This is a genomic window from Granulicella sp. dw_53 (assembly GCF_018449545.1).
Lineage (GTDB): Bacteria > Acidobacteriota > Terriglobia > Terriglobales > Acidobacteriaceae > Edaphobacter.
Map to the genome: position 1 here is coordinate 17,797 of NZ_JAAVUR010000012.1, position 22,204 is coordinate 40,000.

At 53.2% G+C, this 22,204-nt stretch carries 15 protein-coding genes; 11 read left to right on the forward strand and 4 right to left on the reverse strand.

Annotation, left to right across the window (positions count from 1 at the left end):
* Positions 1-73 precede the first annotated feature (73 nt).
* Positions 74-814, forward strand: coding sequence for a protein phosphatase 2C domain-containing protein (locus tag HB393_RS17740; RefSeq protein WP_213806537.1), 741 nt, complete (start codon positions 74-76; stop codon positions 812-814).
* A 24-nt stretch (positions 815-838) separates the two neighbouring features.
* On the opposite strand, the gene HB393_RS17745 is transcribed toward HB393_RS17740, so the two are convergent.
* From HB393_RS17745 to tssK (HB393_RS17760), 4 genes are all read right to left on the reverse strand, one after another.
* Positions 839-4,102: an ImcF-related family protein gene (locus HB393_RS17745; protein WP_213806538.1), complete on the reverse strand. Its 3,264-nt coding sequence runs from the start codon at positions 4,100-4,102 to the stop codon at positions 839-841.
* Between the two features lie 5 nt (positions 4,103-4,107).
* Positions 4,108-4,917, reverse strand: coding sequence for a DotU family type IV/VI secretion system protein (locus HB393_RS17750; protein WP_213806539.1), 810 nt, complete (start codon positions 4,915-4,917; stop codon positions 4,108-4,110).
* Between the two features lie 323 nt (positions 4,918-5,240).
* The gene (tssK, locus tag HB393_RS17755; RefSeq protein ID WP_213806540.1) at positions 5,241-6,614 is read right to left on the reverse strand and encodes a type VI secretion system baseplate subunit TssK; all 1,374 of its coding nucleotides are present in this window, start codon (positions 6,612-6,614) and stop codon (positions 5,241-5,243) included.
* Positions 6,615-8,419: 1,805 nt separating this feature from the next.
* Positions 8,420-9,769: a type VI secretion system baseplate subunit TssK gene (gene tssK, locus HB393_RS17760; RefSeq protein ID WP_213806541.1), complete on the reverse strand. Its 1,350-nt coding sequence runs from the start codon at positions 9,767-9,769 to the stop codon at positions 8,420-8,422.
* Between the two features lie 404 nt (positions 9,770-10,173).
* On the opposite strand from tssK (HB393_RS17760), the gene tssB reads away from it, so the two are divergent.
* The 10 genes from tssB (at position 10,174) to tssH (ending at position 22,168) form a co-directional block, all read left to right on the forward strand.
* Positions 10,174-10,692 (forward strand): type VI secretion system contractile sheath small subunit, encoded by a 519-nt coding sequence (tssB, locus tag HB393_RS17765; protein ID WP_213806542.1) that lies wholly within the window; start codon positions 10,174-10,176, stop codon positions 10,690-10,692.
* Entirely contained in the window at positions 10,689-12,206 is a 1,518-nt protein-coding gene (gene tssC / locus HB393_RS17770; protein ID WP_345945281.1) for a type VI secretion system contractile sheath large subunit, read from the forward strand. Before tssB ends, tssC begins: the two co-directional genes overlap by 4 nt.
* Positions 12,207-12,268: 62 nt before the next feature.
* Positions 12,269-12,742 carry a type VI secretion system tube protein Hcp gene (locus HB393_RS17775; protein ID WP_213806543.1) on the forward strand — a complete coding sequence of 158 codons (474 nt, stop codon included), beginning with the start codon at positions 12,269-12,271 and terminating at the stop codon, positions 12,740-12,742.
* 84 nt (positions 12,743-12,826) lie between these two features.
* Positions 12,827-13,381 carry a type VI secretion system tube protein Hcp gene (locus HB393_RS17780; RefSeq protein ID WP_213806544.1) on the forward strand — a complete coding sequence of 185 codons (555 nt, stop codon included), beginning with the start codon at positions 12,827-12,829 and terminating at the stop codon, positions 13,379-13,381.
* 2 nt (positions 13,382-13,383) lie between these two features.
* Positions 13,384-14,121, forward strand: a complete 738-nt coding sequence (locus HB393_RS17785) for a type VI secretion system accessory protein TagJ (RefSeq protein ID WP_255551291.1) — start codon at positions 13,384-13,386, stop codon at positions 14,119-14,121.
* The gene (tssA, locus tag HB393_RS17790; RefSeq protein ID WP_213806545.1) at positions 14,121-16,031 is read left to right on the forward strand and encodes a type VI secretion system protein TssA; all 1,911 of its coding nucleotides are present in this window, start codon (positions 14,121-14,123) and stop codon (positions 16,029-16,031) included. The genes HB393_RS17785 and tssA overlap by 1 nt, the downstream gene beginning before the upstream one ends.
* Before the next feature lie 15 nt (positions 16,032-16,046).
* Entirely contained in the window at positions 16,047-16,508 is a 462-nt protein-coding gene (tssE, locus tag HB393_RS17795) for a type VI secretion system baseplate subunit TssE (protein ID WP_213806546.1), read from the forward strand.
* A gap of 4 nt (positions 16,509-16,512) precedes the next feature.
* Entirely contained in the window at positions 16,513-18,354 is a 1,842-nt protein-coding gene (gene tssF / locus HB393_RS17800) for a type VI secretion system baseplate subunit TssF (RefSeq protein WP_213806547.1), read from the forward strand.
* Positions 18,318-19,391, forward strand: a complete 1,074-nt coding sequence (gene tssG / locus HB393_RS17805) for a type VI secretion system baseplate subunit TssG (RefSeq protein ID WP_213806548.1) — start codon at positions 18,318-18,320, stop codon at positions 19,389-19,391. The genes tssF and tssG overlap by 37 nt, the downstream gene beginning before the upstream one ends.
* Positions 19,392-19,432: 41 nt before the next feature.
* The gene (tssH, locus tag HB393_RS17810) at positions 19,433-22,168 is read left to right on the forward strand and encodes a type VI secretion system ATPase TssH (protein ID WP_213806549.1); all 2,736 of its coding nucleotides are present in this window, start codon (positions 19,433-19,435) and stop codon (positions 22,166-22,168) included.
* The last annotated feature ends 36 nt before the right edge of the window (positions 22,169-22,204 follow it).

The following is a 22,204-nucleotide window of genomic DNA, read 5'->3' on the forward strand; positions in this document are numbered from 1 at the left end:
GATCAGCGCGGCTTAGACCACAAACATGTTGATCGTTGAAGTGGGGTTTGAGGGCCACGGAGAGAGCCGGCGGATGGGCGAGCGAATCAAGATGGCAGCTCAGACAGATATAGGCTGCTACAGGAAGAACAACGAAGACAGATTCGCATACGATCTGTCACTTGGTATTTTTGCGGTGTCCGACGGGATGGGTGGTTGTGCAGGTGGTGAGGTCGCAAGTCAACTGGCGGTTGAACAGCTCATTGTTGCCTATCGTCTGCTGCGTAACTCAACGATCAGCCCGCTGGGCATTTCCGATGCTCTTTACCATGCGATTATCAGCGCCAATACTGCGGTGTATGAGCGCGCCCGGCGCGAGAGTTCCCTGGCTGGAATGGGTGCAACGCTCGTAGCAATTGCGGTGGAAGGATCGGCGGCAGTGATCGCGAACATCGGCGATAGCCGCGCTTACTTGTTGAGGGAGAGTGCATCGACACAGATTACTCTCGATCATTCCTTTGTCGCAGAGCAGGTGCGAGCGGGTACTTTGCGGGCCGAAGATGCGGCTAACTCGCTCTTGCAGTCGACGATTACGCGTGCGATCGGTATTGAAGCTGTTGTGGAAGCCGATCTTTTTGCGGCACAGCTCGAGGTGGGCGACAGGGTTCTGCTCACGAGCGACGGGCTAACGCGCTATGTGCGCGACGAGGAGATTGCGGCGATTGCTAAACCGCCTGTGACGCCAGAGGCTGCGTGTGCTGCTTTGATTGAGCTTGCGCGATCTCGTGGAGGGGCCGACAACGTTACCTGCCTTCTTCTTTTGTGGGAAGGGTAGAAGGCAGGCGCTCTCAATGAATGCTTAGCGGGCGACTGTGTCCACACAGCGCAAGCCATTCATAGCACCTGGAGCAAGCACTGCGGCGCCCGGTCCGGAGAGCTCGTAGTCTACGACGATAGGTGTGCCGTCTGGAGCGCGAACGGGTGTGTTGGCGAGTTCCAATGCAAAGCTTAGGTCGTAGACGTTGGGTGCGGGACTCCGTTCCACTTTTCCCTTGTCGAGCATCTCAAACACTGCCCACGGACCGGAGAATGTGAGTGGCAGATCGTTTGCAGTAAGGCCTGCGTTCGCTGCTGTTGCGGCCTGCCAGGTGAACTGCTTGGGAGGGTCTTTCAATAAAAGAGCCTGGGCATCCACCTTCAGCATTGATTTTTGGACGCCGTTGCTGGGTAGGTTGTGGAGGGTGAAGGTGAGGGATGGCGCCGTTGCCCCTGAAGGGAAGAACGCGGACGAGATATCCGCGGCGCGGTTGAAGAAGCGGAGGAAGGCCGGGTTCACTTGCATCGTCGCGTTGGGCACCGCGCTGTAATGGGTCCCTTGTTGTACCATCAACGATTTCAGGTTTGCACTGTAGAACTGCCATAGCTGTCCTGAGTTCGGTTGGAGAAGCGCTGTGACTTCGGCGGGAGTGGCCTGAACAGAGCTGGTGGAGTTGAATGGAAATTTAGCGAACACACCGTTGAATGTGGCGCAGAAGCTTTTGCTTCCTGCGTTGGCGGCTGCGGGTCCGAGTCCGTGGAGGAGCGCCTCCACGGATGTTATCGGGGCCTCCATGAGAGCAAGCGTCACGGAGTCGGTGTGGGCCTGTGCATCGATATGAAAGGCCTGTGCCGTTTGTTGCGCCGCGAGGTGTGCGCTCGAGGCGGCAGCAGAGACGGGCGCCGCAGCGACAGGATCGATCGCGCCGGAGGGGTTTGCCGATATTTGTTGAATGCTGCCGCGCAGTGTAAGGAGTGAGTCTACGTAGCTCTTATTTCCAGGAGTGATGTATTGATCTTTATTTGCCGGGGGGACAAGCGTCTGCGGGGCCTGAAAGGCGTCGGCGATCGCCTTATCTTGGACGGCGGTGTTGTAGGAGCTTGTATGGATGAGCGCCAGTAGTGGAGAGTTCGTTCCGGAGACGATTCCGAGTTTTGTCGCTGCGTCCGCCAAACTGCGTCCGCGAACGACGCGTGCCTGGCTCAAAAACGCTCGCCATGTCGTCAGGTAGTCCGTTAGGTATCGAGTGGCGAGTTGCTGCTTCAGTGAAGCCGCATCGATGGTGGTTGGTGTTTTGTCGCCGAGCACCCAGGCTTCTCCGCGGAAGTATGCTTCGGGGTGCGCGAGCGCATTTTGCATGAAGGTGTAGCCAGTTGGGGTAAATGCTCCTAATACGATGTGCGGTTCCAATACCGTCTCCGCTGAATGAGGGAACTGGGTGTTGAAGTCGATCGATGGAGCTTGCCTGCTAGCTGCGGTCAATATGCTTTGGTAAATACGCTCGAACCCGCCGAAGCCGGCGAGGTAGTTACGCGCCTGACTTACGGCTGCATTTGCAGGTTGAATGGAGTAGGGATTGGCCAAGGTGAGCTCTTCCGCGTAGAAGGCGAATTGGTGGTCAGCAAGGATGCGTTGGTCGGGAGAGGTCAGGGCTGCGTCACTCTGCCAATGTTTTACGAGCACAGGAGAGAGAAATGAGGCGGTGCTGTACTGAGGGAAAGAGGTTGTAATCAGGTATGCCCGCAGAGCTTCGTAGGTGCTGTTGTAGTCTGCATTTGGTAGTGGAGTTGCAGGTAGGGCGCCAAGTTCCTTGATGAGGTTGTTTTGTGTTCGAGTGAGCAACAGCGCACGAAAGTGCTCGAAGTACAGGCGGCGGGCGGGCGCAAGCAGTACATTGCCATGGTATAGCCCCCAGCGGTAGCTCCAAGGGGCGCCGTCGCGCTTCCATTGCTCAAGCTGTGCCAACTGTCTTCGGAGAGCATCGAGCTGTTCAAGTTGAGGCATCGTCGCGAGAGCGGCCGGTTCGCTTACAGACTCGCTGTGAGCAAGTTGACGGTCTGCGGCGAGTATTTGCTGTTCTATTGAGCGATTGTTCGCATAAGAGACGATGAGAGCCACGAGGAACAGAAGAAGCAGAGCGGCTGTCGTTCCATAGACGATGCGTTGGAGCAGGGATGCTTGTCTTGTCGTTCCGCTGCCTGCGAGTGCCGCCGCATCGCGAAGGACAGCTTGCGGGAAGAAGCGCGGCAGAAAGGTCCACTGAGCTGTCTTTTGGGAGATGGTGCGTGGAGTGGTCGTCTGCGTTAGCGTGCCATGTCCTGCAGGGCTGAGTGCAGAGAATATCTGCGTGGCGCCAGCATCCCGCTGTGCCATGGCTTTAGGGGGCGCGGCGGCCTCCGAGACCACCTGCTCCACTACGTGCGCACGAACACCGGTGAAGTAAAAACCGCGCAGGAGTGGACTGGTATGAAGTTGGCTTGGTCGAACGAGTTCTACCAGAAATGCGGCGAGAGAGCTGCGCAGCTTGCGCATCTCGCGCGGGAACTCATAACTTTCCGCTGCAAGGGGACCATCGGTCTCACGCGCCAGTACAGGTAGCCGCGTTCCCTGAATGTCCGATAGTAGACCATCATAGCTTTGCAGGACAGATGCGGAGGCTGTCTCAGCCCAGGTGCTTCCTGCAAGTATGGTGAAGTCTCGAGGCGTCGCGCCTAGGAGCAGGCTTGCTTCGTCCGTCGAGAAGTTGCGCACCCAGGAGGCGAAGCAGGGAACGCGATCCGCCTTGGTGAAGAGCACGTAGACGGGAATCGTGACACCAATAAATTTTGCGAGCTCGCGCAACTGTTCACCGGTCTGTGTGGCCAGCGTCGTAAGTTCCGCGTTCGCATTCGTACCGAGCAATCGTTCCGAGCTTACGCAGACCACGGCCGCGCGCAGAGGCGCCTGGCCGCGAAAAGACGTTCGAAAGGAGCCAGGCCGAGTCTTCGCGAAGAGGCGTCGCAATTGCGCAGAGTCATTCTTCAATGCTGCACCTGGTTCCGCGAGGATCACGCCGTCGGCATACCATAGGTTCAGCGTGGCGGTGGGGCAGACCTCTCCGTCGCGTACTGTCTCACCAGCGAGTAACTCAGCGTTCCAACCTGTGCGCAGGACGCTCGTCGTCTTTGCAGAGTTCGCATCACCCAGCAGATAGAGGACGGGCAGTGTGTGGAGGGTTCCGCCCTTTCGGCCCGCAGCAGCAAGCTTACTTTCGGCTTCGTGCATCAAGGCGTTGAGTGCGTTCATGCTCTCAGTTTTGCTTCCCATTTTCGCTATCCTCGCCACTCGACCCGAACGCTTGCGGCCGGACTGCATTGGGTCACGTTCTGAGGTGCATGATCTTTTATTTCGTCTTGTGCGATTCGGGTAGCTCCGGTTCTGAGTAGAAGAGCGAACGATATGAAGAAGACCAGTACCACCGCCGCGAGCACAACAGCAGTGATCATCAGGCGGCGGCTCCAACGGTCGCGTCCAGTCAAAGTGGGCGACGGCAGTGTGGCTGGATTCGGCAGCAGCGTTCCTGAGCCTCCACGAATCCGCGCTATCTTTTCCTGCGCGGCACGAAGCAACTGCGCTAATTCTCCTGTATTGCCGAAGGCATAACGCCCTTTGTAGCCCAGCATCAGGCAATGGCAGTGAAGCTCCAACACATCGGCTACCTCCGCGCTGTTTTCTTCACGCAGCAATGTAGAGAAGTTTTGGAAGAACGTCTCACCGGCGATGTGTCCGCCGAAGAGCTCTTCCTGCATCGGCCGACGTGCCCAATCCGCAGGCGCGGCATTGGCAAGATTCAGGACACTTTCGTCAAGAAAGCCTACGGTCGCAAGGACTGACATTTGGATGTGTGGGCTTGAGTACCCGAGGCTGCGTGCTTCCTGCATGGCACTTTGCAGGAGCCTACGCATGTGGTCACGAAAGACTTGCGCATCGCCAACGGTCTGTTTGCCATAACGCACACGCAGGATGGCAGTGAGGGCTTCGCTGAATAGGGACGCGATGGTAGGTGTCGTTGCAGAAGACCATGCGGATGGTGGAGCGACAGCTGAAGAATTAACCGACGCAGATGTTTTTTGCTTTTCCATCGTTCATTCCCTAGTCAGACGGCTGGAGGAAGGAGAGGCTTCCGAATGAATCCATGGAATTCGACATGTCGAAGTCGGCGCAGAAAGCATTATTTTTTTAAGTACTTCTGATGAAAGATAGGTCGCTATACGCGAATGAGGCTCACTGATTTTTTATCTTTGTCTCAATCAGATCCCCTGCATTGGTAAAACACTTCGGCCGGCATTCTATTCCCGGGAAAATATGAAGGAGGCAAGATTGCTAACTTCAGCGAGGGAGAACGAAGATCTCCCTCTAGCGAGAGTCTTCAACTCTTCTCTTTTTTAGCCAGAAGAGAATTTAGTCAGGGTGTGGGTTCGACTATCACCGTGAGATCGAAGTCCGGTTCAGCAATCTCACCAGGAATGTATATTCCGACGCGTCGAGTTTGCAGAATATGGTCCCAGCAAGGTCCGGACAGATCAATGGAAAAATATTGCTTGTCGGCCTCAGCACGAATGGCGGCGGGAGGCGTGGGAATATGCAATAACGCAAGCCCAGGGAGCGCGCGCCGCACCAACTCGGGTACAAAACGTGCGGAACAAACTTTGATAAGTCGAGGCACACTGGCCATGAGATCCGCTTCCCCAAGATTGGCCCGAATTCCGAGCACCCATCGCGCACGCCGGAGGCATCGCTCATCCAAGACGTCGGCTTCGTAAAAGTATGGTTTGTCTGAGGTGAAGGTCAGAGTTACAGTGTTTGTCGGCACTATGAGTTCGAGGTGCTTTTTGATATATGCATCGAGAGCTCGAAAAGCTGGTCCAGGATCGCGATGGTTATAGGCGGGCAGCTCATCGAGTGATGTTTGGGTCGCGAAGGTGGATAGCGCACCTGCCAATCGTGATAGTTCCAGATAAAGCTGTTCGGGGTGCGCATGACGTGTTGTGTACAGATGACGCAATACCGGCGCAGCAGTTGATAGCGCGTGGAGGAACCAGTATGTGGCTACATCAAGGGGGGCGGTTCCGGCTTCAAAACGGCCACGCCGCTGCATGGAGCGTGATAGAGGGCCAGACTTTTCGGCGAGGCTTTCAATCAAACGCTTGCCGATCAGCATCAACGGTGGGCTAGCGGCCATGCGCAGTGTAGGGGCGATGTATTCGGGATCGTATAGTAATCCGCCATTGCCGTCGCGGAGCAGACGAGCGAATGGAATCGTCGACATCTGTGGAGTGATTTCACGTTCGGTGAGCAAGGTGAGATTTCCCTCGCCAAGAATTACTTCACGTTCGTCGATGCCATTTGTATTGTCGCGCAAAGTTCTTGCTATTGTGCGAAACCTGATCGCATCTTCATTCCGCTCTTCCTTCGTTGCGTCGAGTGAGCCGTATACCTGACCGGATGCTCTTATGCCTGGTACCGCCAGGTGCAAGAGGATAGAGGCCTCCGTGGGGAGCAACAGCTCATCGGCGTTACGCGGCGGCGCGACTGGCGTTCTGCCGTTACTTTCAAATGCGAGACCATCCTCGAAGATACCGGAGGCTTCAAGCAGTACAACACGGCCGTTCCGCAGAGCATCGCCGTCGAGGCGAGCGTGAAGTAAGCCCCACGGTTCAGCCCACAGACTGCGCGTGACGAAATCGATGGTGTCTTCGTAGAAGCGGCTTTGCGCTTGGAAGTGTTGAGGGCTGATGTACATACCCTCAGACCAAACCACTTTGGAAAGAGACTTCATTTAGATAGCGCTCCTATCTCTTCTCGTATGTGGAGTTGATGAGGTGAAACTGAATGTAATACCAATTCGGTTTGCTATCTTTCGCTTCATACAAAACCTACTTTACCCTTTTTGGTGCGGCTTATAAATGCATGCGCGAACTGTCGGGAATTACGTCCATTCCATTTTGTGGCAAACTGATACCTAACGTGCGGCAGCATTACGCGCGGATCGTACGTAGTTGTAGTTATAGGTATCTTCAGATGGCAAGTTTTCCTGGGGATGAACTAAGGGGGCTGATGAGTATGGGTGAGCGTGAGAAAAATGCCAAACTCGATCTCGAACGGAATGAGACACGTTTTTCCGAGAACGCGAGCTCTGAGGGAGGGAAGGCCTCTTTCGAACAGTTATTGGAGCAGCTTGATATCCAAAACGCACCGCCGGCGGCAGAAGGAAGCATAACCCAGCTCTTCTCCCGGATAGAGGGAGCTTCTGCGAAAGACTCTCGAACATCCTTGGAACCTGAAACTAATAACGGTAGTGTTTCGACTCCGGCTTCCTTCGAGACTCCTCCTTCGAAGCAGGAACCTCGCAACGAAGGTCCTGGAGACTTCACCCGTATCTTCACGAAGTTACCTCCACCACGAACTCTGCCGCCGGCCTTTCTTGATGAAAAGCAAGTTTCGAACTCATCAACTACATCTCCGGTAAAGGCCGGGGACTTTACTCAATTTTTTCAGACTCTTGAACCTACTGGCGCATCTATCTCAGATAGAACGGCATCTTCTGCTTCTGCGTGGGCGGACTCTTCTCAATCATCATCTTCTGCTGTATCTCAACTTCGTTCAGAGAGACTGGGCCCTTCTGGTTACGAGACATCGGACCTAACTAAACCGATGGAGAGCGAAGGTGATCGATCGCGGGTAGATTCGTCTGGGGCTTCCTTCTCTGCGGAAGCAAAGCGCACACAGGCTGCTCCTCCGACTTCCCCGTTTGCAGCCGCAGAGTCGTCCGCTAAGTTTTCTCACGGTTCGGTCGAGATGCACGAGGTGCGGGCTACGCCGTCCCCTTTTGATGTTGGCGAATCTTCTAATGACACATCCCCTGCTGGTTCGGCGTTTAGTCAACCCGCGGGGGGAGGGTTTACTGAATTACTCAAGGCACTTGGAAGTGAGAGGCCTGTAGAGGCCAGGGATGCGCCTGTTAAGGCACCGTTTTCACCGGCGAGTCCGTACCGTTCTCAACCGCCTACCCAAGGTTCGGACGAAAGAATTGCCTTCCCCAACTTCTCTGGCACAAAGCCTCCGAGTGAATCTTCTCCAGTCGATGTACCGCGTCCGGGGGAGTTCACTCAGTTACTCCGAAGCCTTCAGGAATCGTCTGAGAACAGATCTGCGTCTGCAGCAGCGCCATCCTCCCAGTCTCCTGTTACCGAAAGAAGCTCCGGAGTTAGTAATATTCCATCGGCAGGACCAAGTGAGTTCACGCGGATCATACAAAGCAGCGCAGTACGAGCAAGCGATACCCCTCTGCCGGTCCCTGTGTCTCAACCAGCGCCTCAACCTAATCATGTTGCGGCGGCATTGCCCGTTGTCCCGGCTGCGACCGTGCCACACCTTCCTTCGGTTGTTCCGCCTATAGTTTCAGCTCGTACCAAACTAGAGAAGCTTACGCCGTGGTTGCTCATTATCAATGGAGTGTTGCTGGCGTTGCTAGTCATCTTAGCTTCATTATTGCTTTTGCGTCACAGTCATTAACTCTTATTTCGCTAGGTTTATGGTCGGCGTCAGCAACATCGACTCTGCCAAAGTATTGGTTTGAATGCTTTATTGCGGAAGTATGATTAGCTCCATTCTGGGATCGCCGAGTTCGCCTGGAGCGTAGACGGCGAGGTTGCGTGCGCGTACGACTGACTCCCAAATCAATCCGCTCGCTTCGATTGAAAAATATTGGTAGTCGAGATGTACCGGAATGGCGCGAGGTGGAACGGGCACATGGACGAGGCGAAGACCAGAAAGCGCCTGGCGAATCAAGTCTTCAATCTGAGTGCTTGAACCGACCTTCGCGAGTAGGGGAAAGCGCGTGATCAATTCACCGCGTCCTATCGTGGAGGATACCGCAAGGTAAAAACGTGCCGTGCGAAGATACTCGTCCTTATCAATTGCAGCGGCGTATACCGTCGGATGTATCGTCTTTAGGGGGACGGCTATGAAGTTGTTGGGTACAACCGTGTTAAGTAAATCGCGTAATAGTGAATCCAATAAAGAGAAGCAGGTGCCAAGGTTTTCGTGGTCATAACGTGGCAGGTCGCGCGCCTCGATTTGGCTGGAAAAGGTGGTGAGAGACCCAGCAAGTCGAAGCATGGCTGTAAACAACGTTTCGGGATGTACTCTAGTGTGTCCTAGCAGATGACGCAGTCCGGGCAATTCCGTATTGAGGGTGTATAAGAGCCAGAAATTTGCGATGTCGGATGCGCTGAAATCAGCCAGACTTTCGTTGCGTTGCCGGCGTGCTCCTGCGAGTTGGTTGCTGCGTGCGACGAGCAGTTCTACGATGCCTCTTAGAATGTCGAGGAGGTAACTACTGCAGGCGATGTCGAGCAACGGTGGGACGAATGTAGAACTTAGCTGATAAAGCCCTGCTTCGGATCGCTCCACAAGCGCAAGCGGCAAAAGTACGGAGCCTTCCATCGTTTCACCTTCGGCCAGAATCGTGAGATTGTTGCGAGCAAGTGCTACAGGACGTTCGCCGGAGGCCTGCCCCGTTTCATCTTTGAACAATTGCAACTCAGAGAAGAAGCGCGTGCTCAGGCCTCCGCGTTCCGAGCCGATATTCAAGCCGCCTTCACGATGTTGTGGTACGGCTAGAAAGAACGCACACTGCTTTTTCCCTTCCGGAAGGCACTCTTCAAGAGATCGCGCTCGGGGTAGAGGGCTACCCTGCGCTGTATCGAACGCAAGGTGATCAGGAAAAAGACCGCTGCAGGAAGTAATCGCTAAAATGCCGCTTGCGATGCCGCTGCCGTCGATGGAGAGCTCTGTGAAACCCCAGCCACAAAAGGTGAGCCCGCCGAGCCGAAATGCCAGTAGTTCTTGAAAGAAGCGATCTTGTGCCTGAAGGTGCTGGGGTGATAGAAAGACGCCCTTCGTCCACACTACAGGAAGCAATTTAGACATCACGAGCGCTCCTTGCGCATTTTTAAAACTTGACCACTGTAGTGGTCAAGGAATGAGCATTACAATCTGCGCGGTATTTGTATACGACACGGCGGTGATCTCATGAAACGAGCGTCAACTAAATACCATTCACTTTTGATCATAAATCTCAAATAGGTTCGTGACATGTGCCTCGTCGAGTTGTCTAACTCCAAAAGAGTTCGGGAGGAAGAATTAAGTGATACCTGTGGGAATAAATCGCGACCATATGGATTTATCTACCAACAGATCTACGGCAGAGAAATCAGGGTAGAGATCGGGCAGTTAGTGTGCGAAGGAAGATTCTATAAATCGCAGTCCTAATTTTCACCCAATTTCAAAAAATGTAATTGCATTGCCCAATAGTTCATTTTGATGAGGTGTTTATGGCAAGAGAGAGTACTCAACATAAACTGGATCGCGTTCGCTCGCCGCGTGTTCAGATTACCTACGATGTTGAAGTTGGCGATGCGATTGAATTAAAGGAGCTTCCATTCGTCATGGGAGTACTCGGAGATCTGACTGGGCAACCAAAGACGCCGCTTGCTGCGCTCAAGGAGCGAAAGTTTGTCGAGATCAATCCCGATAACTTTGACATGGTTCTTAAGGGGTTGGAGCCACATTTGGCTTACTCGGTCGCGAATAAACTGGGTGATACTGGCGACGGAGCGCAACTCAAGGTGGATCTCACCTTTGAATCTTTCGACGACTTTTCTCCGGAAAATGTTGCGAAACAGATTGGGCCTTTGCGCGAACTGTTAGAGCTGCGTAAACGGCTTTCGGATTTGCGTGGAAGTCTTCAGGGTAATGACAAGCTCGATGAGATGCTGCTGGATGTTGTTTCCAATACCGAGATACGTGAAAAATTGCGCAAAGAGGTCGATGCTAAGGGAGGTACCGAGTGAGTTCAACTAAGCAGGCAACTGTAGAGACGGGAGCTAGCTCCACTGTGAATGTTGAAGCGCCTGAGGTATCAGCGCAGGAAGTATCCCTGCTCGATCAGATCGTTGCCCAGGGCCGCTTTAGCAAGGATCCGGCGAGTCAGGAGCGCGGCCGCGACATGATCAAAGAATTCGTGGCGCAAGTGCTTGAAGGCCACATGACTATCAGTCGAGATGCCGAAGCTACGATTCAGGCGCGTATCGCCCAGATTGACCGGCTCCTCTCGCTTCAGCTCAATGAGGTACTTCATCATCCTTCTTTTCAGAAACTGGAAGGAACGTGGCGTGGCATTAAATACCTGATGGATCAGAGCGAAACGAATGACATGCTCAAGATCAAGGTGCTCAATGTCTCGAAGAAGGATCTACTTAGAGATCTTCAGCGTGCCTCGGAGTTCGATCAGAGCGCTCTGTTCAAGAAGGTCTATGAGGAGGAGTTTGGGGTCTTCGGTGGTGCGCCGTTTGCTGCGCTTATAGGGGACTATGAGTTTGGGCGAGGGGCTGAAGATATCGAATTGCTGGAGCGAGTTGCACAGGTTTCGTCCGCTGCGCATGCGCCTTTTCTGTCCGCGGCTTCTGCTGGATTGCTCAACCTTGAAGATTTCACCCAGCTTGGGAATCCTCGCGATATCGGAAAGATATTTGACACTACTGAGTACGCTAAGTGGAAGAGCTTCCGTCAATCGGATGACTCGCGCTATGTAGGGCTGGCGCTTCCTCATATTCTCATGCGTCTCCCGTACGGTAAGGAGACCAAGACGGTTGATGAATTCGACTATGAAGAAGCAGTAGATGGTACGGACCACTCAAAGTATCTATGGGGTAATGCCGCCTACGCCTTGGGAGCTCGCTTGACCAGCGCGTTTGCAAAGTATGGCTGGTGTGCTGCGATTCGCGGCGTTGAGGGCGGTGGGTTGGTGGAAGGGCTTCCCGCGCATACGTTCCGCACTGACGAAGGCGACGTCGCGTTGAAGTGCCCCACGGAGATTGCGGTTACGGACCGTCGTGAGAAGGAGCTTGCCGATCAAGGGTTGATTCCTCTGGTGCATTGTAAGGGTACGGACTATGCCGCGTTCTTTAGTGTGCAGTCGGGCAATAAGCCCAAGCTCTACGACAAAGACGCAGCGAATGCTAACGCGCGCCTCTCTGCACAACTCCCCTACATCTTCGCTATGTCGCGGTTTGCACATTACCTCAAGGCGATTATGCGCGATAAGCTTGGCAGCTTTATGTCGCGTGAAGAATGCGAGAGGTTCTTGAACCAGTGGGTTTCCCACTATGTACTTGCGAGCGACAATGCATCTCAGGCAGCCAAAGCCAGTTTGCCGTTACGCGAGGCTTCCATTCAAGTTTCGGAAGTCCCAGGCAAAGCTGGTGCCTATCGCGCTGTCGCCTTTCTTAAGCCGCATTTTCAGTTGGATGAGCTGACTATATCGCTTCGCCTTGTTGCGGATCTCCCCGAGTCGGCGCGAAGTTAGGCACGATCACAACACTTTCACTTAATATTTTGAACCAAATTAATTAAAGATAAGGAAGATTTATGGCAACGAACACTAATTGGTATATGAAAGCGGATGGCATTCAAGGGGATGCCATCACGCAAGGTTATGAAAAGCAAGTAGCATTAGATGCGTTCGATCAACCCATTTCGGCCGAAGCTTCAGCCGGCTCAGCCCCCGCACAGCCAGTCTTCCAGAATGCATTTGCGCACATGGTCGGAGACTCAGCTGCACCCCTGCTCTTCAAAACGATTGTGAATGGCCAACTTATCCCATCTATCCTTGTGTCGGGACTCAAGACAATTGGAAAGGGCCCTGCCCCATTTGTTCAGTTTACTTATACAAACGCATATTTGACTGGCCTCTCTTTTAGTATGGGTGACCAAGGACTAAATGTTGATTCTTGTACATTCAATTTTCAACAAATCGGATTTGAGTACTTTGAAGAAAAGAATGGGTATCTCTCCTCAACAGGACCCGTTCATTATGATCTTCTAGCGCAGAAAGTTTCTTAGGTGAGTGCTATAGGTGGAAGCGCATCGCCCCATAGTTCTATTGGATAGAACGGGCATTGATGTTACGTTGTCGAGCAGAAAGAGATGCGCGACGAAGTTAATCGCGAATCCTTATTGGAGAATGCCTCTTCTCAAGGAGGCCACCAAGGAGAAGTCATGTCAGAAATTGTTACTAATTGGTTTCTTAATCTTGCTGGGGTCCAAGGCGACTCCGACGTCCAAGGTTTTACAAAGCAGATTACATTGACGAGTTTTTCGTTATCAGTTATGTCTACGGCCAATCAACCTGGAACGGCTGCAGGGAAACCTGTGTTCACCCCTGCCAGTCTCACCATGCAAGGGGATTCTGGCGGCCCGCAGTTAGTCAAAGGCATCATCAATGGAAATCCATATACTACTGCCGTTGTATCTGGGCTGAAGACTATCGGAGGGGGCCCTAAGCTTTTTGTTCAGCTTAGCTTTACAGGAATTTATCTCACGCAAGTAAATCCCAGTATGGGCGATCCGGGAAAGCTCAACATAAATCCATTCCAGATGTACTTCTCGACGATCAAATTTCAGTTCTGGAAGCAGCAAGGTAATAATCTCGTTCAGACTGAGCCCATTACATATACGATTGCAAAGCAAAAACAGGATTAGATATGGCAACCATGGATGCATTCGCCTTTTATAAGGCAGGAGAGCTGGATGCAGCCATTAAAGCACTGGACACTGAGTTGCGTATGAGGCCGGATGATGCCGGGCGCCGCACCTTTCTCTTTGAGCTTCTTTGTTTCGCTGGCGCATATGACCGTGCCGAAAAGCAGCTCAATGTCCTTGCAGATGCGAATAAAGATGCCTTTGCAGGTGCAATGCTTTATCGGGCCGCGCTCCATGCCCAACGAACTCGGGAGGATCTCTTACGGAATAATCAACTTCCCGAGAGAGATCAGGAAGAAGGTTCGTTTTTGGGCTCATTGAATGGGAGTGTATTTTCCTCTATAGAGGATGAAGACCCGCGATTTGGAGCGAACCTGGAGGTCTTTATCGCGGGCAGTTATACGTTGGTCCCTTTTCGATATATCGATCGGATTGAGATTGCTCCTCCTAAGCGGCTCCGCGATCTATTTTGGGCTTCTGCCATGCTTACTACAACAGCAGATTTTCGTCTTCAGGATCTGGGTGAAGTATTGATTCCTACACTTGCTCCAGGTAGTTCAACATCAACCGATGATCAGGTACGACTGGGTCGCGCAACAATTTGGCAGACTTCGGATAAAGGGGGCGAATTTCCTCTTGGACAGAAGTGTCTTCTTGTTGACGGTGAAGAATACCCCCTTCTTTCGGTGCGTGATCTCAGGTTCACGCATGGGGTGTCTTCCGTTGGAGGGGATCAATAGTGCCGCTGCGTGAGGATTTGCTGGCACCTCTCGTAGGAGATAATCCGGCAGGTTCGAGCCTTCGGTATGACCGGGTCTACGATCAAATCAAGGAGGCCCGCACCGAAGAAGACGAGTCGCTTCCTGCTGGTGCCTGGGAGCGGCAGGCCAAACGCGCCGACTTTAAACTAGTCGCGAAGTTAGCTAGCGACGCTTTGGCTACTAAAAGTAAAGATCTCCAACTCGCGGCCTGGCTTGGGGAAGCACTCATCAAGTTGGAAGGTATTTCTCAACTTGCGCCAGTGTTGAAATTTTGTCTCGAGCTACAGCAGAATTTTTGGGAAGTTTTATATCCAGAGATTGATGAAGGCGACTTAGGGCTGCGCGTAGTTCCTCTTCAGTGGGCCGCAAATCGATATGCAACACTTGTTTATGCCGCAGGGCTCACAAGACAGTCCATTAGTTTTTATGAGTATAAAGCGGCTCGCGTTGTCGGCAGGGAAGAAGATGCGAACGACAACGAACAGCAGCGTGAGCTTCGGGAGCAAGCCATCTCGAGTGGAAAGTTGACGAGCGAGGCGCTAGACGAGGCGATTGCAGCAACACCCAAGTCATTCTATGTAGAACTCGAAGCATCGTTGTCCTTAGCTGAGGAAGCACAACGTGAGTTGAATGTCTATTGTGAAGAGCATTACGGAGAGGATGGACCTTCTTTTCGCGCTCTGCGGGACGCTATCGAGGAGGTTCAGAACCTTGTCAGATCGCTGCTACGAGACAAACGCCAGTTGGAACCGGGCTCCGATGAAAATACGCCGGACGACGATGTTGTAAGTGAAGGTGCCGCAACTGACGAGGAAGAAGGTTATGTTGCATGGGAGTCGACCTCAACCCAAGAGGAAAGGGGTGAGGAGTCTCCGATCGTACGCTCCAGGGCAGACTCAAAACAGCGATCGACTAAAGGCGGCGGCCAGACCGCGACACCTGAAAGTTGGAGTGATGCTTTGAGTCGCATCGAGACGGCCGTGGCCTATATGTACACTCAAGAGCCGGATAGTCCTTTGCCGTTTCTACTGCGAAGTTCAATGCGCCTCGCTGAGTTGCGTGTAGTTATCGCAAGTTCTCAACACGAGGATCTTGTCGCACCTCCCACGAAACTCAGGCAGTCACTCAAAAGTGCAGCCGGCTCAGGAGATTCGATGGAAGTTCACCGGCAAGCCCTAGAAGCGCTTGGTTCTCCATGGGGCCGCGGGTGGCTTGACCTCTATCGTTATCTTTGGACTAGTTGCCGTGAGCTAGGTTGGGAGTTGCAGCAGCGATCCATAGCAGGTGTTGTGCAGCAACTGCTTCACGATGAGCCAAACTTTCCGGGCTGGATGTTGAATGATGACACCCCGGTTGCAAATGCGGAGACTGTGCGTTGGATTACCGAAGAGATTGCTCCTTCTCCCGTTGTAGGGACGGCTCAGGATCATGATCAGGCAGTAATGACTCCTGTTACCTTGCCCGTATTTGATCTCGCATCAGGAGTTGAGGTCGAAGCTTCCGAGACTGCGGGAGAGGAAGACTTATTTGTCACTGCTCAGACTCTTACAGCCAAAGGGGAGATACAGACTGCTATCCATCTGTTAGCGCGTGATGCCGCACATCAACCGGTCGGACGTCTACGATATGGCCGGAATCTTCAAATAGCTGAGTTGTGTGTCCAGAGTGAGAACTTCGCTGTTGCTGTGCCTGTGCTGCAAAGCCTTGTTCGTGAAGTAGAGGAGCGAAAGCTTGAAAGTTGGGAACCCCTTGGGACGGCTGCACGGCCTTATTTGCTGCTTCTGCAGTGTGCTCCTATCGGCAGGCTCGACACGCAGCACATCTTCGAACGTTTATGTGCGATCGATCCAAGTGTAGCTCTCTCCATTGCACCACCTATAGCGAGCTGAGGAAGGATATGAGCCATGGCAAGAGCACCTGAACTGTTGGTGGCACAATCGATACTTGACCGGCTGAGCACGGTTGAAGACTGGCCGGTGACGCGCATACAGTCCATTCGTTTCCTGCGGGATAGTATCAAACGCAATCTCGAATGGCTGCTCAATACGCGCCGACCGCCCGTAGCGGGCATCGAAGGTTACCCACTGGCGCGGCATACAGTCCTCTACTATGGGCTGCTTGATCTTGGTTCGTTGAGCCTTGCTTCCAGCAATGATCAGCAACGCCTCCAGCAAAGAATCGCAGAGATGGTAGAACACTCCGAGCCGAGGCTGAGGCAGGTGGAGGTGCGTCTTCAGGAAGGTGACTTAGAGCGGAAGAAGTTGCGGTTCCACATCGGAGCGCTTATGCAGATGAAGCCTCTGCCAGAAGAGATCGTGTTCGATACAGTGCTAGACCTCGCCACCGGCGAGTATCAGGTGGATTGAAGATATGCGTCCCGAACTGCTCGACTCCTACGAACGAGAACTTACCTTCCTTCGCGATATGGGTGCGGAGTTTGGCCGTAAGTATCCGCGCGTGGCGAGCAGGCTACTGCTCGAACCTGATCGATGCGAAGACCCTCATGTCGAGCGTTTGATTGAGTCATTTGCTTTTCTCGCGGCACGGCTGCACTTGCGGCTGGATGACGATCTGCCGGAGCTTACCTCTTCTCTCCTTAATCTGATTTATCCGCACTATCTACGTCCTATCCCGGCGATGACCGTGGTGGAGTGCCAGGTCGAATCCGAGAGCGCGGGAAAGCAGGGAGCCGCATTTACACTGCCGACGGGCACAGCACTTAATACACGACGAACCATAGACGGTATGACCTGCCGTTTCCGTACCACGTACCCCGTTGAGCTATGGCCAATCACAGTGGCGGAGTGTGTCTGGCGCACTCCTGAACAGCTGCCTCGCCCCGTAAGAGTTGCGGGAGCTGCGGCGGCTTTGCGTATGGTGATTCGCGGGGGTAAAGACGTAAAACCTGGAACGCTCGGCATCTCTTCACTACGGTTCTACCTCGCAGGCGATAGCAACTTAGTCTTCACGTTGTATGAATTGTTGGCGAGCAAGTGTATCTCAATCTCATTGCGTGACCCTCGCGTAGTTGATGGGCGGGTCATCTCTATCTCTCCCTCGATGCTCAAGCCTGTAGGGTTTGAGGAAGACGAATGCCTTCTACCGTATCCGCGACGTTCTTTTGACGGTTACCGATTGCTGCAGGAGTATTTTGCATTTCCGCAGAAGTTTCTGTTCTTCGATATCACCGGATTGGAGGCTATGTCTGCATTCTCGGGTGATGAGATCGAGCTTTTATTTCACTTTGGCCGATTCGACAGACCAGAGCGCCAGCAGGTCTTGGAAGTCGGTGTCTCGACAGAGACGCTTCGTCTTGGCTGCACACCTGCTATCAATTTGTTTTCGCAGGCCGCTGAACCCGTTCTTCTGACACAGACACAGCATGAGTATCGTGTTACTGCCGATGCACGCTATACCCGCATGATGGAAATCTTCTCGATTGACGATGTACTTGCAACCAGTCCGAGTAAACGTCAGACCACATTGCTTGCTCCACTCTATGCCTATCGCTACAACACGCTTGCCATGGAGCAGGGTATCTTCTGGCATGCGAACCGACGCTATACATCGTTTGAAGAGCGAGAGCCGTCTTCTGTCTTTCTTTCGCTTGTCGATGTCAATGGTCTATTGACTGAGCCGGCAGCAGAAGTACTAACAGTGCACTGTACCTGTTCCAACCACGACTTGCCGTCGCGACTAAGTTTTGGAGCTATCGAGGGTGATTTCGAGGCGGTAAATTTTGCTGGAGTGCAGCGGATTCGCGCGCTACATCGACCCACAGGCTCTCTCGATCCACCCGCTGGAAAGGGACAGCTCTGGCGGCTTATCTCGCAGTTATCACTCAACTATCTTTCTCTTGGTGAAGAAGGTCTGGGTGCGCTGCAAGAAATTCTCCGTATTCATAACTTCTCTCAGTCTCCCCAGGTTGAGTCCCAGGTGGCAGGAGTTGTTGCAATGCGCAGCAAGCGACACTTTGCCATCATGCGCGCGGACTATGGCAATACTCCAGCGCGCGGTGTACGGGTTGAGATAGAACTCGATGAGAGACAGTTTGCTAACGGCGGGGCGTACTTGTTTGCAAGCGTGCTTGAGAGATTTCTCGGTTCTTATGTTTCGATGAACAGTTTTTGCCAACTGCGGGCAGAAAGCAACCTGAGAAAGGAGGGACTAGGGACATGGATGCCGCGAGCGGGCAGTCGAGTGCTGCTGTAGAGAACCAAAGTGTACAGAATAACGATGGGCTCCTTCGTATGCTGCGCGAGGAGCCGTTCTCTGTCCACTTCTTCCAGGCTGTGCGGATGCTCGAACGGTTGTTTCCCGAGCGGATGCCGGTAGGCTACTTTGTTTCTCCTCAAAGTGAAGTAGTTCGTTTTTCGTCGCGCACCTCGCTTACCTTTCCTGCAAGCGAGGTGCACAGTTTCCATGAGGCCGATGCGCAACCCATTCGTATGGAGGTCAACTTCCTGGGCCTGACCACCATCAATGGGCCTTTACCTCATCCGTATGCGGAACATCTTTTAGACCGGATACGTGCAAAAGACCACGCGCCGGGCGACTTCTTTGACCTCTTCAATCATCGCTTTGTTGCACTGTTCTACCGCAGTTGGAAGAAGTATCGTTTTTTTATCGGATACGAACTGGACAAGTCACGGGGGCGGGATAGTGAAGACCAGATCACGACGAGCCTTCAGAGTCTGCTTGGTTTTGGGACGGCTGAATTGCTGTACCGTACTGCAGTGCCCGATGAAGCGATGCTTTACTATGCGGGCTTGTTGGGACGTAACGTACCGACCGCGCAATCTCTGAAGCAGTTATTGAATGACTTCTTCGAGGTGCCTGTACGTATCGAAGAGTTTACCGGGAGCTGGAATTTCTTGCCCGAAGAGGATATGACGTATCTCTACGATACTGGCCTGCAGTCGGAGTGTCTGGGCATTGGAACGATTGTCGGCGACGCGGTGTGGGACCAGCATGGCACGGTGACAGTTCGGTTGGGGCCTATGTCACTTAAGAAATATCAAGATTTTCTTCCCGGAGGCGCGGCAGCTAAGCAACTCGAGGCGTGGTTGAGGCTCTTCGGGCATGGCGAATTTGATTTTGCGGTGCGTTTGGTGCTTGCCCGTGATGAGGTCCCAGGAATGTTGCTTACATCGGAGCAAGAGGGAATGGGCAGGCTCGGGTTCGAAAGCTGGTTGAAGAATAAACCGTTTCTGCAGGATGCAGAAGACGCTGTGTATCGCCTGCACTGATTGATGGTTGCCCATAACCATGGGCAAGAGAGGAGCCGAACTTGAACTTGAAATCGCTGATTGGGAAACTGAACGACACATGCCGGAGCGCCATGGAGGGGGCTGCGGGGTTGTGCGTTGCGCGTACGCACTATGACATCGAGATCGAGCACTATTTGCTGAAGATGCTCGATGGTACGGACACCGATATTGCTCTGATATTGAAACAGTATGGTGTGGACCGCGTGCGCCTGACCCGCGAACTCGAACGTTCGCTTGACAAACTCAAGACTGGCAATGCTCGATCACCCACATTCAGCCCGCAGTTATTACACATGTTCACTGAAGCATGGACGCTCGCAACGCTCGATTATGAGGCGGGACAGATCCGTTCAGGCTTTACTCTATTGGCGCTATTTACGAGTGACGAACTCGCTCGAACAACTCGCGAGATCAGTAAAGAGTTGCAGCGTATCTCACTTGAAGCTTTGAGACGAGATTTCTTTGACATTGTAGACGCATCTCGCGAAGAGTTGGTGACTCTGGGTGCCTCGCCGGTGGACCCAGGTGGTTTCGCGCGTACGTCTGGAAGGGATGCAGAGGGCGCGCAACCTCGCACTCCGCATCTCGACCAGTACACCGTGAATATGACAGCGAATGCCGCTGCGGGAAAGATCGACTCCGTACTTGGGAGGGATGTTGAGATTCGACAGGTGATCGACATCCTCATGCGCCGCCGCCAAAATAATCCGATCCTCACAGGAGAAGCCGGCGTGGGCAAGACCGCAGTGGTAGAAGGTTTTGCCTTGCGTATTGCTGCTGGTGATGTTCCACCACCTTTGCGCAATGTACAGCTTCATTCGCTGGACCTCGCATTGCTGCAGGCTGGGGCAAGCGTAAAGGGTGAGTTTGAAAACAGGCTTAAGGGATTGATCGAAGAAGTGAAATCTTCACCTCATCCGATAATTCTTTTCATCGACGAGGCGCATACGATGATCGGCGCCGGCGGTCAAGCTGGACAGAACGATGCAGCTAATCTACTAAAACCTGCTCTGGCACGCGGGGAACTCCGCACTATCGCGGCTACTACGTGGTCGGAGTACAAAAGATATTTTGAGAAGGATGCAGCGCTGGCGCGACGTTTTCAAATTGTCAAAGTCGAAGAGCCTGGAGAGTTGCAGTGCGCAATGATGCTGCGCGGGCTCATCCCAGCACTTGAGAAGCATCATGGCTTACGCATTCTCGATGAATCGGTGACGGCGGCTGTTCGTTTGTCGCATCGGTATATGGTGGGCAGGCAGTTGCCGGATAAGGCTGTTAGTGTGCTTGATACGGCTTGTGCACGTCTTTCACTCGGCCAGAACACTACGCCGGGGGCCATTGAAGATGCACAACGCAGGATTTCGGACCTCGAGACGCAGGCACGCGTGCTGCGACGCGAGGAGACAGTCGGGGCAAATCATGGGGAGCGACTGCGCGAGATCGCGGACGCATTGAATGACGAACGGGCGCAGCTCGCGGCCAGTTCCGCACAGTGGGAACGAGAGGTAGAACTGGTTGGAAGAATTCGCGCTATGCACGCGGCGTTGGAAAATGCAGACGAAAACGTGGGTTCGATTAGTGAAAATTCTGCGGCGACAGATGGAGCTTCACCCCTTCCTTCCCGCGAGGCGCTCGCAGCCCTCGAACAAGAACTGGCTGAAGTGCAAGGGGAAAAGCCAATGATGCGAGTCGCAGTGAATGTTCAGATGGTAGGAGAAGTAGTCTCGGCTTGGACTGGAATTCCACTTGGGAAGATGGTGAAGGATGAGCTCGGGACAGTGCTGGCGCTTCCCACTCACCTACGCAGACGTGTAATTGGTCAAGACTATGCCATGGATGTCATCGCACAACGCATCATTACATCGCGTGCCAGTCTTGACGACCCAGGCAAGCCGGTAGGTGTATTCATGCTTGTCGGACCTAGTGGCGTAGGCAAAACAGAGACGGCTCTAGCACTCTCTGATCTGTTATATGGCGGGGAACGCAATCTCATCACGATCAACATGTCTGAGTTTCAAGAAGCTCACACGGTCTCAACGCTGAAGGGGTCGCCTCCTGGATATGTGGGCTACGGCGAGGGAGGCGTGCTGACCGAAGCAGTGCGCCGCCGGCCCTACTCCGTGGTGTTGCTCGATGAGGTGGAGAAGGCACATCCCGACGTACTGGAGTTGTTCTTCCAGGTCTTCGACAAAGGCAGTATGGAGGATGGTGAAGGGCGCACCATCAATTTCAAAAATACGGTGATGATACTCACCAGCAATGCCGCAACCGACACTATGATGAGTTTAACCGCGGATCCAGAGACGATGCCGTTTCCCGAGGCGTTGGTGAATGCGATCAAACCACAGTTAAACAAGATATTTAAGCCGGCATTTCTTGGACGTATGCAAATTGTTCCGTATCTGCCGATTCGCGATGAAGTTCTTAAGCAGATCATTCGCTTGAAGCTCGGCAAGATAGAACGACGCCTGCGTGAGAACCACAAACTCGCTCTGCAATATAGTGACGCGGTATTGGAAGAGATTGCGCGGCGCTGTACTGAAGTGGAAAGCGGCGCGCGCAATGTGGACAACATTCTTTCAAACACCATGCTTCCAGAGATCTCTCGCGAGTTGCTGACGCGGATGGCTACGGGGGATGGTGGCAACAGCGTCGCTGTAGATGTGGGCGAAGGGGGAGCATTTGGTTACAGATGGGATTCAGGTGAGGCCATCGCAACGGAGTTCGGTGGATCCGAGCTCCTTACAACGACGTAGTTCCTCGTCAAATGTCCATTAGTTGGATTTATTGAG

Excerpts from the sequence above, each read along its gene's own strand:
- HB393_RS17750 (WP_213806539.1), bottom strand. The coding sequence starts at position 4,917 with ATGGAAAAGCAAAAAACATCTGCGTCGGTTAATTCTTCAGCTGTCGCT.
- tssE (WP_213806546.1), top strand. The coding sequence starts at position 16,047 with ATGGCAAGAGCACCTGAACTGTTGGTGGCACAATCGATACTTGACCGG.
- HB393_RS17785 (WP_255551291.1), top strand. The coding sequence starts at position 13,384 with ATGGCAACCATGGATGCATTCGCCTTTTATAAGGCAGGAGAGCTGGAT.
- tssF (WP_213806547.1), top strand. The coding sequence starts at position 16,513 with ATGCGTCCCGAACTGCTCGACTCCTACGAACGAGAACTTACCTTCCTT.
- tssK (WP_213806541.1), bottom strand. The coding sequence starts at position 9,769 with ATGTCTAAATTGCTTCCTGTAGTGTGGACGAAGGGCGTCTTTCTATCA.
- tssB (WP_213806542.1), top strand. The coding sequence starts at position 10,174 with ATGGCAAGAGAGAGTACTCAACATAAACTGGATCGCGTTCGCTCGCCG.
- tssG (WP_213806548.1), top strand. The coding sequence starts at position 18,318 with ATGGATGCCGCGAGCGGGCAGTCGAGTGCTGCTGTAGAGAACCAAAGT.
- HB393_RS17740 (WP_213806537.1), top strand. The coding sequence starts at position 74 with ATGGGCGAGCGAATCAAGATGGCAGCTCAGACAGATATAGGCTGCTAC.
- HB393_RS17775 (WP_213806543.1), top strand. The coding sequence starts at position 12,269 with ATGGCAACGAACACTAATTGGTATATGAAAGCGGATGGCATTCAAGGG.
- HB393_RS17745 (WP_213806538.1), bottom strand. The coding sequence starts at position 4,102 with ATGGGAAGCAAAACTGAGAGCATGAACGCACTCAACGCCTTGATGCAC.
- HB393_RS17780 (WP_213806544.1), top strand. The coding sequence starts at position 12,827 with ATGCGCGACGAAGTTAATCGCGAATCCTTATTGGAGAATGCCTCTTCT.
- tssK (WP_213806540.1), bottom strand. The coding sequence starts at position 6,614 with ATGAAGTCTCTTTCCAAAGTGGTTTGGTCTGAGGGTATGTACATCAGC.